The sequence below is a fragment of the Novosphingobium sp. 9U genome, from assembly GCF_902506425.1.
Lineage (GTDB): Bacteria > Pseudomonadota > Alphaproteobacteria > Sphingomonadales > Sphingomonadaceae > Novosphingobium.
On the sequence record NZ_LR732504.1, the window covers coordinates 53,066 to 67,231 of the forward strand.

The 14,166-nt window shown below is 66.8% G+C and carries 14 protein-coding genes; 8 read left to right on the forward strand and 6 right to left on the reverse strand.

Annotated features, from left to right (window positions below; genetic code table 11):
* Nucleotides 1-3: 3 nt before the first annotated feature.
* From bioD to GV044_RS16925, 3 genes are all read left to right on the forward strand, one after another.
* Nucleotides 4-636: a dethiobiotin synthase gene (gene bioD, locus GV044_RS16915; protein ID WP_159873043.1), complete on the forward strand. Its 633-nt coding sequence runs from the start codon at nucleotides 4-6 to the stop codon at nucleotides 634-636.
* Nucleotides 633-1,886: an adenosylmethionine--8-amino-7-oxononanoate transaminase gene (locus tag GV044_RS16920; RefSeq protein WP_159873045.1), complete on the forward strand. Its 1,254-nt coding sequence runs from the start codon at nucleotides 633-635 to the stop codon at nucleotides 1,884-1,886. The genes bioD and GV044_RS16920 overlap by 4 nt, the downstream gene beginning before the upstream one ends.
* Before the next feature lie 317 nt (nucleotides 1,887-2,203).
* Nucleotides 2,204-2,812: a CDP-alcohol phosphatidyltransferase family protein gene (locus tag GV044_RS16925; protein WP_159873753.1), complete on the forward strand. Its 609-nt coding sequence runs from the start codon at nucleotides 2,204-2,206 to the stop codon at nucleotides 2,810-2,812.
* Nucleotides 2,813-2,887: 75 nt separating this feature from the next.
* Here GV044_RS16925 and GV044_RS16930 read toward each other — a convergent pair whose 3' ends face one another.
* The 3 genes from GV044_RS16930 to GV044_RS16940 form a co-directional block, all read right to left on the reverse strand.
* On the reverse strand, nucleotides 2,888-3,931 hold the full coding sequence (locus tag GV044_RS16930; protein ID WP_159873047.1) for a hypothetical protein: 1,044 nt from the start codon (nucleotides 3,929-3,931) through the stop codon (nucleotides 2,888-2,890).
* A gap of 246 nt (nucleotides 3,932-4,177) precedes the next feature.
* Nucleotides 4,178-5,005 (reverse strand): type I methionyl aminopeptidase, encoded by an 828-nt coding sequence (map, locus tag GV044_RS16935; RefSeq protein ID WP_159873049.1) that lies wholly within the window; start codon nucleotides 5,003-5,005, stop codon nucleotides 4,178-4,180.
* Between the two features lie 68 nt (nucleotides 5,006-5,073).
* Entirely contained in the window at nucleotides 5,074-5,898 is an 825-nt protein-coding gene (locus GV044_RS16940; RefSeq protein ID WP_159873051.1) for a DUF4163 domain-containing protein, read from the reverse strand.
* Between the two features lie 46 nt (nucleotides 5,899-5,944).
* On the opposite strand from GV044_RS16940, the gene GV044_RS16945 reads away from it, so the two are divergent.
* From GV044_RS16945 to glnA, 5 genes are all read left to right on the forward strand, one after another.
* Complete coding sequence (locus GV044_RS16945) at nucleotides 5,945-7,327, forward strand: M17 family metallopeptidase (RefSeq protein WP_159873053.1); 1,383 nt, start codon at nucleotides 5,945-5,947, stop codon at nucleotides 7,325-7,327.
* 89 nt (nucleotides 7,328-7,416) lie between these two features.
* A complete protein-coding gene (locus GV044_RS21925; protein ID WP_201299144.1) occupies nucleotides 7,417-7,770 on the forward strand; it encodes an SH3 domain-containing protein in 354 nt (117 codons plus the stop codon).
* Nucleotides 7,767-8,690: an N-acetyl-gamma-glutamyl-phosphate reductase gene (argC, locus tag GV044_RS16955; protein WP_159873055.1), complete on the forward strand. Its 924-nt coding sequence runs from the start codon at nucleotides 7,767-7,769 to the stop codon at nucleotides 8,688-8,690. The genes GV044_RS21925 and argC overlap by 4 nt, the downstream gene beginning before the upstream one ends.
* A gap of 452 nt (nucleotides 8,691-9,142) precedes the next feature.
* Nucleotides 9,143-9,481, forward strand: coding sequence for a P-II family nitrogen regulator (locus tag GV044_RS16960; protein WP_159873057.1), 339 nt, complete (start codon nucleotides 9,143-9,145; stop codon nucleotides 9,479-9,481).
* Nucleotides 9,482-9,606: 125 nt separating this feature from the next.
* Nucleotides 9,607-11,016 carry a type I glutamate--ammonia ligase gene (gene glnA, locus GV044_RS16965; RefSeq protein WP_159873059.1) on the forward strand — a complete coding sequence of 470 codons (1,410 nt, stop codon included), beginning with the start codon at nucleotides 9,607-9,609 and terminating at the stop codon, nucleotides 11,014-11,016.
* A 77-nt stretch (nucleotides 11,017-11,093) separates the two neighbouring features.
* Here the strand turns inward: glnA and GV044_RS16970 are convergent, their stop codons facing one another.
* From GV044_RS16970 to GV044_RS16980, 3 genes are all read right to left on the reverse strand, one after another.
* The gene (locus GV044_RS16970; protein ID WP_159873061.1) at nucleotides 11,094-11,375 is read right to left on the reverse strand and encodes a hypothetical protein; all 282 of its coding nucleotides are present in this window, start codon (nucleotides 11,373-11,375) and stop codon (nucleotides 11,094-11,096) included.
* A 126-nt stretch (nucleotides 11,376-11,501) separates the two neighbouring features.
* Nucleotides 11,502-12,887: a HAMP domain-containing sensor histidine kinase gene (locus GV044_RS16975; RefSeq protein ID WP_236555051.1), complete on the reverse strand. Its 1,386-nt coding sequence runs from the start codon at nucleotides 12,885-12,887 to the stop codon at nucleotides 11,502-11,504.
* Between the two features lie 336 nt (nucleotides 12,888-13,223).
* Entirely contained in the window at nucleotides 13,224-14,069 is an 846-nt protein-coding gene (locus GV044_RS16980; RefSeq protein ID WP_159873063.1) for an arginyltransferase, read from the reverse strand.
* Nucleotides 14,070-14,166: the final 97 nt, after the last annotated feature.

Genomic DNA, 14,166 nt, shown 5'->3' on the forward strand with positions numbered 1-14,166 from the left:
GCCATGAGCACCATCGTCGTCACCGGCACCGATACCGGCATTGGCAAGACCGTCTTCGCCGCCGCCCTCACCGGCGCGTTGCAGGCGCATTACTGGAAGCCGATCCAGGCCGGCCTCGAGGCGGACGGCACCGGCGACGCCGACGCCGTGGCTCGCCTATCAGGGGTGCAGCGCGAGCGTGTTCTGCCCAACGCCTACTGCCTGGCCACGCCCTGCTCGCCCCACCGCGCTGCCGAGATCGACGGCGTCACCATCGACCTCGACGCGCTCACACCTCCCTCCCTGGCCGGCCCGCTGGTCGTGGAGGGCGCCGGCGGGGCGCTGGTGCCAGTCGACCGCAGCACCACCTTTGCGGACCTTTTCGCGCGCTGGGGCCATCCGGTGGTGCTGGTCGCCCGTACCGAGCTGGGGACCATCAACCACAGCCTGCTCAGCATGGAGGCCTTGCGCGCACGCCAGGTGCCGCTGCTCGGCATAGCCTTCGTCGGCGATGCCAACCCGGACAGCGAGGAGACGATCGCGGCGATGGGCCGGATCAAGCGCCTGGGTCGCCTGCCCAGGCTGGACCACCTCGATGCGGCGTCGCTGGAGAGCGCATTTGCCGCGAACTTCTCGCTGCAGGATTTCGCCGTATGAGTTCGCCGATCTGGCATCCCTTCACTCAACACGGCCTGCAGGAGCCAATCCCGCTCGTCCAGGCCGCGCAAGGTGCACTGCTGCACACGCGGGACAGCCGTGCGGTGATCGACGCGATCTCGTCCTGGTGGGTCACCACGCACGGGCACTGCCACCCGCGCATCATGGCCGCGATCGCCGAGCAGACGCAGCACCTCGACCAGCTGATCTTCGCAGGCTGGACGCACGAGCCCGCCGAACAGCTCGCCGCCGGGCTCGTCGCGTTAATGCCCGAGAGCCTGACGCGGGTGTTCTTCTCCGACTCGGGTTCCACGAGCGTCGAGGTCGCGCTGAAGATGGCGCTCGGTTACTGGGCGGCGCGGGGTGAGGCGCGCCACAGGATCGTGGTCATGGACCACTCCTATCACGGCGACACCATCGGCGCGATGTCGGTGGGCGCGCGAGGCGTGTTCAACCGCACGTACGAGCCGCTGCTGTTCGATGTCGCGCGCATCCCGTTCCCCGCCGCCGGGGCCGAGCAGGCAACTCTGGATGCGCTGGACACCGTGTGCCGCGCAGGCGATGCGGCCGCGCTGATCGTCGAACCGCTGATCCTCGGCTCGGGCGGCATGCTGATCTACCCGCCGCAGATCCTCGCGCAGATGCGCGACATCTGCGCTGGCCATGGCGTGCTGTTCATCGCCGACGAGGTGATGACCGGATGGGGTCGCACCGGCACTCTACTCGCCTGCGAGCAGGCCGGCGTGGTCCCTGACATCCTGTGCCTCTCCAAGGGCCTGACCGGCGGCGCGGTACCGCTGGCGGTCACCATGGCGAGCGAAGCGGTGTTCCAGGCCCACTGGTCGACAGACCGCGCGCGCATGTTCTTCCACTCCTCGAGCTACACCGCCAACCCGATCGCCTGCGCCGCGGCCAATGCCAACCTCGCCATCTGGCGCGAGGAGCCGGTGCTCGACCGCATCGCTGCCTTGGCTGCGATGCAGGCGGAGCGGTTGGAGGCGCTGGGGCGCTACTGCCATTTCGATAACCCGCGCCAGCTCGGAACGATCGCGGCGCTAGAGCTCAAGACCGAGAACAACGGCGGCTACCTCGACACGCTTGCGCCGCGGCTCATGGCCTTCTTCCGCGAGCGGGACGTGCTGCTGCGCCCGCTGGGCAACACCGTCTACGTCATGCCGCCTTATTGCATAACGCCCGAGCAACTCGGCCAGGTGTGGGACGCCATTGGCGAGGCCGCGATCACGTTCTGACCACAGCGTCGAAGCCGCAATTAGCAACAAGAACCAGCCACCGCGCCGCTTGAGACCCGCCACGGCCCGCTTTCGCCTCCTCCCGGCGCAACAGATGAAACAGAACTGTCATAGTGTGCCAAGGTCCTGCATAGCGGCCGCTTATGCTCGACTCCGTCACCCACTCGCCCAAAGAGACCGGAGATCCGCTCGCCGCGAAGCCCGCCGATCGCCCCGTGCTGCAGAGCGTTCCGCCCGCTGAACTCAAGACCGTGCGTATCCAGGAGAACATCCTGGCGCGTCACGAGCGGCGCCTGCTCAACTGGCTTTGCGCCCGCATGCCGGCTTGGGTCACGCCCGATTTCCTGACGGCGCTGGGCGTGATCGGCGCGATCCTCACCTTCTCAGGTTACGCGGCCAGCAACCTGTCGGAGAACTGGTTGTGGCTCGCGATCGCGGGCTACGTTATCCAGTGGTTCGGCGATTCCATGGACGGTAGCCTGGCGCGCTGGCGCAAGATCGAGCGGCCGAGTTACGGCTACTTCATCGACCACAGCTGCGACGGCCTGACCACCGCGCTGATCGTCTGGGGCATCGGGACCACCCCTTACGTGACCATGGACGTCGTCATGGTGGCGCTCGTCGGCTACCTGCTACTGTCGATCCATGCCTATTTGTCCGCCCGCGTCTTGGGTGAGTTCAAGCTTTCGTACCTCGCCGCCGGGCCGACCGAACTGCGCTTCCTGCTGATCGGGTTGACGGTGGCGATGATGGTGCTCGGCGCGGGGCCGGGGCTGTTCGGCGCAATTTCCGGCTTCGACATCTTCGTCGGCGCGATCGGCGCGATCCTGATGACGCTGTTCGTAATCCAGACGCTGGTCACCGGCCGTCGTCTGGCTCTGGAGGCCGCCCGAGGCGGCGACCGCCGGCGCGATCCTGGGGTTTGAGGACGTAAATCGCGGCGGCGTCGGCGGGCCCCTCGGCGTAGCTCAAGACAGGCTTAGCCGCGGCTTACACCAACATCAAAGCTTGATCACGCTTGGCTTGCTCGACCGCTCGATCATGCCCACCGTTTCTTCGCCATCCCACACATAGCGCGCGTGCGCCTGCTGCACGATCGGGAAGTCGGGCGGCAGCACCGCGTGTCCCCTCGAGCGCACGTTGACGAAAGTCTCGCCCGCCACTTCGACCCGCCGGCCGTCCACCGTCTCGAGCACGAACGGCACACTCTCGCCGCGCGTGACCAACTGCCGTAGCCAAGGCACCTCGACCGGCCGCGCCGGAATGCGCGTACCGCTCTCGTCGAGGATGAAGCCCTCGGCGTAGCTGGGCTGGCCATCCTCGCGCGGCGGGTAGACGTTGAAGCCGAAGCCCTTGCCGCTCGGGAAGATCGCCGATTGCCAGCAATGCCCGGCAAAGCCCGAGAACGCGCGAAAGCCAGTGCGGCGGATCCGCAGGCCATTGCCGCGGAAGGCATGCTCCTCGCCGTCGATGCGCAAGGACCCTTCGCAGCGGAACAGCTGCTCGTAGCGCGGGCTCATGAAGTCGCCCTGTTCGCCGCCGAGCGCTTCGGCGGCCTCGGGCAGCAGCGAGCCGGGTATCCACGGCACGGCTGCCATCGTCATGGCGAGGTCGATGCCGATGTCCGACTGCAGCAGCTGGCTCTCGTCAGGGATTGGAGTGTCGATCAGCGTCTGCGTGGTGAGCGCGTCGGCCTCGCCCTCGAAAGCGGCGGTCCACAGGCGGAACGGCTCGACGCAGCGGAAGGTCATCGGCCCGGTGCCGCGGATCGTCGGCAGACCTTCCGGCCCGATCGCCGGCAGCGTGTCGGCGGCGATGCGACGCTGGTAGAGGCGGCCATCGGGGAACGCGACGTCGAGCCAAAGCTCATGACGGTCCCACCCTTCGGCCACCGCCTCGACGCCCAGGCGCAGCGCGAAGGCGCCGGTCTGCTCCTCGATCCAGACGTTCACCGCATCGCGTACGCCAGGTTCGGGCCGGTCGACTAGGACGTACTCGCGCTCGATCGGGATGCCGCCGCTCAGGTCGCTTGCGATGGTGGCCATGGGTGTCCTCCTCTTGCTCGACAGGGAGGCTGTCACGGCTCGGCAGTCAGGTCACGCGCGGTTGCGTGCGCAGGAGCGATATTGGCGGTGAGTGGCGCTGCGATCCTCCCCTGCAAGGGGAGGGGGACCACCGAAGGTGGTGGAGGGGTGTAACCCTCTCGGCCGCGCACAACGCCCGCCGCGACACCCCTCCGTCACGCACTTCGTGCGCGCCACCTCGCCTTGCAGGGGAGGATCGAGAGAAAATCAACTATACGGCGGCTTGTGCAGGCCCTTGGGGCTGGTCGTGAAGATCTCGCAACCGTCCTCGGTGATGCCGATCGAGTGCTCGAACTGCGCGGAAAGCGACTTGTCGCGCGTCACCGCCGTCCAGCCGTCGGCCAGCAGCTTCACCGGCGGCTTGCCCAGGTTGATCATCGGCTCGATCGTGAAGAACATGCCGGGCTTCAGCTCCGGCCCGGTGCCCGCGCGCGCCGCGTGGACCACTTCAGGCGCATCGTGGAAAAGCCGGCCGACGCCATGGCCGCAGAACTCGCGCACGACGCCGTAGCGGTTCTGCTCGGCATAGCTTTGGATCGCAGCGCCAATGTCGCCCAGGCGGGCGCCGGGCTTGGCCTTGTCGATGCCGATCATCAGGCACTCGTAGGTCACGTCGACCAGCCGGCGCGCCTTCAGCGAGACATCGCCGACCAAGTACATGCGGCTCGAATCGCCATGCCAGCCATCAAGCAGCGGAGTGACGTCGATGTTGACGATGTCGCCGTCTTTCAGCGTCTTTTCCGACGGAATGCCGTGGCACACCACGTGGTTGATCGAGACGCAGCTGGAATGCTGGTAGCCGCGATAGCCCAGCGTCGCGGGCACCGCCCCGCCTGCGAGCGTGAGTTCGCGCACCTTGTCGTCGATGGCGGCCGTCGTGACACCGGGCTGCACCATCGGCGCGATGTCGTCGAGAATCTCGGCGGCGAGCCGGCCGGCGCGGCGCATGCCCTCGAACGCAGCGGGGCCGTGGAGCTTGATGGTCCCATCACGCAGGGGCGTGTCGGCGGCGTCGATCGTCTGGTATTCGGTCATGCGCGGGATATAGCGGATTTGCGCGAGATTGCGAGGGCCCGCCTGTCCTCCCCATCTTGGGGAGGACTTTACCTCACCGAAAACTCGTCCTTGTACGCCGGTTTCACCGACCCGATGATGCGCTCGGTCACCGGCAGCGTGATGTCGAAGGTCCCTTCCGCATACGCCCCGGCTGCATAAGGCTCCACCAGGATGCCGATGCGGTCGAAGGTCTTGCCGTTGCTCGACCCCAGGATCACCGCATGCTCGGCCGGGTCGATGCACGCGTCGAACTCGTCCCCGCTCTGGCGGTTGACCGGCTCACCGCGCCGCTTGACGCGCTCCTTGTCGAGCGCAGCGCAGAACGGCTCGCGGATCGCGGCGCTGAGCGCGGCCTTGCTGATGAACAGGTCCCCCGCGGTGCGCGCCAGGTTCTGCTCGCGGTCCCACAGCAGTGCGTCGAAGAAGGTCATGCCGTGCGCGCCGCCGCTGTACTCGTACATCTCGGCCGAGAGCGAGAGCCAGCGCGGCAGGTCGGCCACTATTGCCCACTTCGCGCCCGAGCTATGCGCCCGATACGGGTAGCCGTTCTTGTTCGCCTCGACCTGGTCGCTCTTGGAGCTCTTCTCCAGTTCCGCGCGTGATGTCGCCAGCCGCTTGTCGAGCAGAGTCTTCAGCCCTGGAATGGCCGCTGCCTTGGGCGGGTAGGCATACTCGAACTCGTAGAGGTCGTTCGTGACCTTCTCGGTGCGGCCGGCAGGCAATTGCGCCAGCGGCTGCGGCGTGGGCTGGGGGTGGGGCTGGGCGACCGGCGCCGGAGCCTGGCTCGGCTGACCTTCGGGCGCAGGCGGCGTCCTGGCATCGCACCCTGCGGCCAGGAGGGCGATCGCTGCGGCCAGGATGATACGCTCCATGCTTTTCCTCTCGCGCTCGCGGCTCGGCGGGGTCTAGGACGAGGATATGACCGACAAAGACTCCCCGATCCAGCCTGACCGTGGCCAGCCTGCCGTAGCCATCCATCTCGTCGACAAGGATGGACTGGAGCAATTCCTCAAGGCTCGCCCGGTTCCGCAGCGCGCTGCGCTGGAGGGCCAGAAGTTCAAGGCGGAAAGCTCCACTCACGCGGTCATGCCCGATGGCGATGGCTGGGCGGTGGCCGCAGGCGTGGCAGATGCCGGCAAGCTGTCGACCTGGTGCCTGGCCAAGCTGGCGCAGAGCCTGCCCGCCGGAACCTACCGCCTGGCCGCGGGCGAGCCCGGGGCGGCACTGCTCGGCTGGGTCACCGGCCAGTATCGCTTCGAGCGCTATCTCTCCGAACCGTCTAGCGAAGGTATGCGCGTGCTGCTGACGGGCGAGCCCAAGGCGATCCCCGCCGTGCTCGCCGAGGCCGAGGCGACCGCACTGGTGCGCGATCTGGTCAATACGCCGGCCGAGGACATGGGCCCCGCCCAGCTGGAAGAGCACGCCGATACGCTGGCGAAGCGCTTCGGCGCACAGCTGCAGGTCACGCGCGGCGATGTGCTGGAGCAGGAATACCCGATGATCCATGCGGTCGGTCGGGCCGCAGCGCGCAGCCACGCGCCGCGGCTGATCGAGCTGGAGTGGGGCAATCCCGAGCACCCGCGCGTCGCCGTGGTCGGCAAGGGCGTGTGCTTCGATTCGGGCGGGCTCGACATCAAGCCGCCCTCGGGCATGCTGCTGATGAAGAAGGACATGGGCGGCGCCGCGCATGCGCTGGCCCTGGCGCAGCTGATCATGGATGCGCAGCTGCCGGTGCGGCTTCACTTGCTGGTGCCGGCGGTCGAGAACGCGATTGCCGGCAATGCCTTTCGTCCGGGCGACGTGCTGCGCTCGCGCGCGGGGATAAGCGTCGAGATCGGCAACACCGACGCGGAAGGAAGGTTGATCCTGGGCGATGCCCTCACCCGCGCGGGCGAGAAGGAGCCCGAACTGGTGATCGACTTCGCCACCCTCACGGGCGCCGCGCGCGTCGCGGTCGGCCCCGACCTGCCCGCGCTGTTCACCCGTCGCGACGAGACCGCCCGCGAGCTGATCGAGTCCGGCGAGTCGGTCGACGATCCGTGCTGGCGCCTGCCACTGTTCGACGGCTACCGCGAGTTCCTGAAGTCCGACGTGGCCGACATCAACAATGCCGGCTCCAGCGGCTTTGCCGGCGCGAGCACGGCGGCGTTGTTCCTCGACCGGTTCGTGCCCAAGGGCATGGACTGGGCGCACTTCGACACCTTCGCCTGGCGCCCGGCCGCCAAGCCGGGGCGGCCCAAGGGCGGCGACGCGCTGGGCCTGCGCGCGGCCTGGCGCATGTTGCAGGGGCGATATGGCTAAGCCCGGATCCTCCCCTGTCCACCCCCAAACTTGCACCCATCCACCGACCCGTCTAAGCGCGCCCATCCAACTTCGGAGTCACCTGTCAGTTGCCGCTCGAGCTTTCCCCCACGCGTCCGGACGTCGCCGAGCGGCTCCTTGCGCTCAGCGGGCCGAGCCTCGCAGCCGAACCGGGGCACCTGCCGGTCCGCGGTGACCTGGCGCACATCAAGCTCGCCGGTCGCTGCTTCGTGCCGCACTATGCCGTGCCGATGCCGCACCGGATCAAGCCGGGCGCCGAACTGCGCGTGCAGGGCCGCCCGGGTGCGGAGGTGATCGCGCAGCTTCCCGCCGGCGCGCTGTTCGAAGTGCTCGACATCGCGGGCGCCTGGACGTGGGGCCAGCTGGAGAACGACGGCCTGGTCGGCTACGTCGCGCAGGATCAGCTGGAGCCGTTGGCATGACCGCGACCGTCTTCATCGACGGCGCCGCCGGCACCACTGGCCTCGAGATCGCCGATCGGCTGGCCGGTCGCTCCGAGTTCACCTTGGTCACGCTCGACGAGGCGCGGCGCAAGGATCCGGCGGCGCGCGCGGAAGCACTGAATGACGCCGACTTCGTGATCCTGTGCCTGCCCGACGACGCGGCACGGGATGCCGTGGCGATGATCCGCAGCGAGAAGGTGCGCGTGATCGACGCGTCCAGCGCACACCGTACCGCAATCGGTTGGACCTACGGCTTCCCCGAAGTGATCGGGCGTGAGAGCGTAGCCTCGGCCCGCCGCGTCAGCAATCCGGGCTGCTATCCGACCGGCTTCATCGGCCTGCTCGCCCCGCTGGTCGGTGCCGGATTGCTGCCGAAGGACTGGCCCTACGTATGCCATGCCGTCTCCGGCTACTCGGGCGGCGGCAAGGCGATGATCGGCCAGTTCGAGGCCGACCGCGACATTGCCTTTAGGGCCTACGGCTTGGGACTTGGCCATAAGCATGTGCCGGAGATGCAGCGCCACGTCGGCTTGAGCCACGCGCCGCTGTTCGCGCCCGCGGTGGTCCCGGCGCATCGCGGCATGCTGGTCGAAGTACCGCTGCAGCTGAGTGCGATGTCGCTCGCCGCTGCGCCCGATGTGCTGCGCGCCAGCCTGGTCGAGGCCTATCGCGGCAGCCCGATCGTCAAGGTGCGCGAAGACCAGCCGGCCGAACTGCTGCTGCGCGGCTCGATGGCGCCGGTCGACACGCTGGAACTGCTGGTTTTTGGCGCCCGCGATGGTTCGCAGGCGCGGCTTGTCGCCATGCTCGACAACCTGGGCAAGGGCGCGAGTGGCGCGGCGGTGCAGAACCTGAACCTGATGGCCGGGCTCGACGAGACTGCCGGGCTGCGGCTCTAGCCTTCTCCTCCTGCTCGTGTTTTAACATTCTCGTGAAGGCGGGGATTCATCTCCATGGCTAGCGATCGCCGCAAGGGCGCGTTCATGCGCTTCGCGTCGCCACCACGTGCTCGCCGTCATCCTGCCGCTAAGGCGTGGGCGCAAGAGATGGAGCCAAGCCCTCGCGGGAATGACGAAGTGGAAGGTACAGTCTCAGCGTCGCCCTGCCCAACAATCGGGCAGCCCTGCCTCATTATTGATCAGCCTTAACCTTCCCCTACGAAGCATTGCTGCATTCCGTCCCGCGCTCACGCAACAAGTCCAGCATTTCCGCTCTTTTCGCGCCTGCACAAACGGCCTACGACCGACCCACCGGCCTGGCACGATTCTTGATGAGATCGCGCGCGAGGCATCGGGCCGACCTTCGTCGCGGGGACGAATGGACGCGGCCGAATGCAAGGAAACTGGCAGGCGTGAAAAAAATCGAAGCCATCATCAAGCCGTTCAAGCTCGACGAAGTGAAGGAGGCTCTGCACGAAGTGGGTGTGTCGGGCATCACTGTGACGGAAGCCAAGGGCTTCGGTCGCCAGAAGGGCCATACCGAACTGTACCGCGGTGCCGAATACGTCGTCGACTTCCTGCCCAAGGTGAAGCTGGAGGTTGTCGTACCCGACAGCCTGGCCGAGCGCACCGTGGAGGCAATCGCCGAGGCCGCGCAAACCGGCCGGATCGGTGACGGCAAGATCTTCGTCGTGCCGATCGAGACCGCCGTGCGCATCCGTACGGGTGAGCGGGACGACGCGGCGCTTTAAGAGCGCCTCCAATCGGATCGTCACCGGCGCGGGGGCCGGCGGCGATCTGGAAATGTCATCAAACCCCAAGCTTCTTTCGGGCCCAAGGATCGGGACTCCAAAGAGTAACTCGGAGATACATACCCATGTCTAGCGCAAAGGACGTCCTGAAGCGGATCAAGGACGAGGAGATCGAGTGGGTCGATCTTCGCTTCACCGATCCCAAGGGCAAGTGGCAGCACCTGACGATGGTCTCCAGCGTCCTCGGCGAGGATGAGCTGGAAGACGGCCTGATGTTCGACGGCTCCTCGATCGAGGGCTGGAAGGCCATCAACGAGTCAGACATGATCCTCAAGCCCGACCTCGACGCGGTCTATGTCGATCCGTTCAGCGCCACGCCGATGCTGATCCTGTTCTGCGACATCGTCGAGCCTTCGACCGGTGAGCTCTATGCCCGCGACCCGCGCTCGACCGCCAAGCGCGCGGAATCGTTCGTGCAGTCGGCCGGCTTCGGCGACACCGTCTACGTCGGCCCCGAGGCCGAGTTCTTCATGTTCGACGACGTGAAGTTCTACGACGGCTACGACGGCAACGGCTTCAAGATCGACGACATCGAGCTGCCGACCAACACCGCCAAGGAATACGACACCGGCAACCTGGGCCACCGCCCGCGTGCCAAGGGCGGCTACTTCCCGGTCGCTCCGGTCGATCCCTGCACCGACATCCGCGGCGAGATGGTCTCGACCATGATCGAGATGGGCCTGCCCTGCGACAAGCACCACCACGAAGTGGCCGCCGCGCAGCATGAGCTCGGCCTCACCTTCGGCAAGCTGGTCACCACCGCGGACCGCATGCAGATCTACAAGTACGTCGTGATGATGGTCGCGCAGGCCTATGGCAAGACGGCGACGTTCATGCCCAAGCCGATCATGAAGGACAACGGATCGGGCATGCACACGCATATCTCGATCTGGAACGGCGGCGAGAACACCTTCGCCGGCAACGGCTACGCCGGCCTGTCGGACACCTGCCTGTACTTCATCGGCGGCGTCATCAAGCACGCCAAGGCGCTGAACGCCTTCACCAACCCGACCACCAACAGCTACAAGCGCCTGGTGCCGGGCTACGAAGCGCCAGTGCTGCTCGCCTACTCGGCGCGCAACCGTTCGGCGTCGTGCCGCATCCCTTACGGTTCGGGCACCAAGGCCAAGCGCGTGGAGTTCCGCTTCCCCGACGCGATGGCCAACCCCTACCTGTGCTACGCTTCGCTGCTAATGGCCGGCCTCGACGGGATCAAGAACAAGATCCACCCGGGCGAAGCCATGGACAAGAACCTGTACGATCTGCCCCCGGCCGAGCTGGCCGAAGTGCCGACCGTCTGCGGTTCGCTGCGTGAAGCCCTGGAGTCGCTCCAGGCCGATCATGCGTTCCTGCTCGAAGGCGGCGTGTTCACCACCGACCAGATCGAGGCCTACCTCGAACTGAAGTGGCCCGAAGTGCTGCGCTGGGAAACCACGCCGTCGGCCGTCGAATTCGACATGTACTACTCGCTCTAATCCGAGCCAGTCAGTTCACCGAGGGGGCGTCCGGAGCAATCCGGGCGCCCTTCTCGTTGCTGCTTTAGTGCCGAGCGTCAGCGGCAGACGCGGATGCGGCGGTGGTGACGCCACTCGGTATGGCAGCGGGTGCGGTGGCGACGGTCCCAGCGGCTCTGTTCGTAACGGCGGCCACCACGGTTCCAGTCTCGATGATCGCGCCGATTGTCATTGTCATATCGACGTCCGCCGCGATCGCCCCGGTATTCGTCGCGATGCTCATAGCGATCGCGATCCCGGCGATGGTCCTGTGCCTGCGCCGTGGCGGTGGTACCCATCACGGCCAGCAAGCCGGCCGCGATCATCAACTTGATCTTCATGTTCGTTCTCCGTTGCCGACATGGGCAATGAGACCATCTACGCCCTGGCGCAGGTGCGGTTCCTGAACGAATGCGGGGAATGCGGCAAAGCACGGACATCACCGGCCAGGCAGGTCTCGCAGCACGTCAGATTGCGTGCGGCACCTGCACGGTGACGACCAGTCCTCCGCCGGTCCCGCTTGCGAACGACAGCGCTCCGCCGAAGCGGGCCAGCAGGCGATGGGCCATGGGTATGCCGAGACCAAAGCCCTTGGTCGTGCGCCCGCGAGCTTCATCCAGGCGGAAGAACGGCTCCAACACATCTGCGAAGTGGTGAGCGGGGATGCCGGGACCATCGTCGGCGATGGTGATGCGCCACCCGCCCCGGTCCTGCTGTACCTGCACCTTGGCGCTTTGCCCGTATCGGCAGGCGTTCTCGATCAGAGCCGCGAGCGCGAGCTGCACCGGCTCGCGATAGGTTTCGGTCACTGCGGGTTCCGCGCAGTCCAACTGCACGCAATCGCCCAGCGGAGCCACCACAGCTCGCAGCAGTTCGCACAAGTCCACCGGCTCTGGCTCGGACCGCAGATGCTGGGCACGCAGGAACTGCTGCAACGAATCGAGCAGTGCCTCCATCTCCGCATTGCTCTCCAGCAGCAGTGCGCCGAGTTCCGACTCCTCGACCAGCTCCGCTGCGATCTTCTGGCGTGCAAGCGGGGTGCGCAGATCGTGGCCGATCGCCTCGAACGAACGCGCCTGGTCCTCGACCAGGTGAGCAATGCGGTCCTGCATCTCATTCATGGCATGGGCCAGGTTGCGCAAGTCGGTCGGCCCGGTTTCGCGGATCGCCACGCGCCGACCCCCGCCGATCGCGCGCGCGGCGTCGGACATGCGGCGCAGCGGATGGGTGAGCACGCGCAGGGCCACCAGCGCCAGGGCGAGGCAAACAAGCGCGGTCATGACCGTCATCCACGTCGCCCGCAACGCGATCGGCCACATCGACGAGATGTCGCGCGATTCGAAGTTCAGCCAGCGACCGTCCGCAAGCTGCATGGAGCCGACGAAGTCGCGCCGGCCCTTTTCAGCGCGCACGATGGCAAGCTGGAGCGGATTGTCGCCCAGCGATGGCTCCCAGCGGACGATCTGTGCCGCAAGCTCGCGCAAGTCCGGATCCTGCCCTGCGTGCGAGACGCTGGGCTTGGCTGCGAGCGCCACTTCCAGGTGGCCCGAGGTCATGACTTGCGCAAGCGCCTCCGGGCGCAGCCGGGCCACGCGTTCGCTCACCACCAGCAGTTCGGCCACCCGCCGGGCATGGTCCTCACGCAAGGTCCGCGCGTCGATCGCCCGATAGAACGAGACGCTGGCGATCACTTGCACCAGCCCGATCGCCACGACCAGCACGGCGGCATACGCCGACAAGCGCAGCGACTTGGTGCCTGCCATGATCCTCTCTCCACCGCGCGCGGTGCCGCGCGTCAGGCCCTTGTGCCACACCCGGCGGTGCGTGGCGTCAAGGATTGCGGGGTGGCGCAACACTTTGTCTTGCGGCGAGGATTGTGGTGGGTCGATGGCTGGCAAGCTTCGACGCCCTGCAGATCCACCCCTGCAAGGGGAGTGGGACCACCGAAGGTGGTGGAGGGGTGTAACTCTCTCGTCCGAGCACTACGCCGGCGGTGACACCCCTCCGTCATGCACTTCGTGCGCGCCACCTCCCCTTGCAGGGGAGGATCTTGTGAAACGCAGCGTCAGTCGGCGTGCTTCGCCAAGCTCAGCAATGGCGGTATTGAGAGTGATGAAGGCAGGCGGCTGACGGCTGATCCTTGACCGCCCAAGCTGAGCTTGTTGAAGCCCAGCGACTACGCGTCCGGTTTACGCGACCGCACACCCGCCGCTGACCGCAAGTCCGTCCTTGCCCGAACCCTCACCACCGGCCCCGCGCGGGGTGCTGGCAGCGGCGGCGATCAGGCGGTCCTGTTCGGCTTCGGCCATGCGCTCCCAGCCACCCCGGGTGAGGCGCTCCAAAGGACGGTAGCGCACCTTGTACTGCATCCGCGGCGATCCCTCGACCCAGTAGCCCAGGTACACGTAGGCAAGGCCGGTCTCGGCCGCGCGGCGGATGTGGTCGAGGATGATGTAGTTGCCCAGACCCTGGCGCGCCTCGTGCTCGGGGTCGTAGAAGCTGTAGATCATCGACAGCCCGTCGCACTGCTTGTCGGTCAGGCAGGCGCCGACCAGCCGTCCGGGCGTGACGCCGTCCAGCGAGGGCTCGCGGTATTCGATGACGTAGCTGGTGACGGGCGTGTGCTCGACCATGTCGGCAAAGTCGACCTCGTCCATGCTGGTCATGCCGCCTTCGGGATGGCGCACGCCCAAATACTTCTGCAGCAGCTCGAACTGCTCGCTGGTGGACCAGGGACGGCAGACCGTCGCCACCAGGTCGCTGTTGCGCTTCAGGTTGCGCTTTTGCGTCGAGGACGGCGCGAACTCGGTCGCGGCGACGCGCACGGAGATGCAGGCCTGGCAGTCGAGGCACGAGGGGCGATAGGCGACGGTTTGGCTGCGGCGGAAACCGATGCGGCCAAGCGCATCGTTCAGCGAGTCGGCGTGCGGGCCCTTGAGTTCGGTGAACACCTTGCGCTCGCTGCGGCCCGGCAGATACGGGCACGGTGCCGGGCTGGTCACAAAGAAACGTGGAAACCGAACGGGGGCCGTCACTGTGGCGCCTCTTCCTTCTTGAACCCTGGCATGGTGCGTGAAGCCGATATGCATAGCGCTCGGCCGCGTTGAAAGTGTCTTAACCACAAAACGCGCG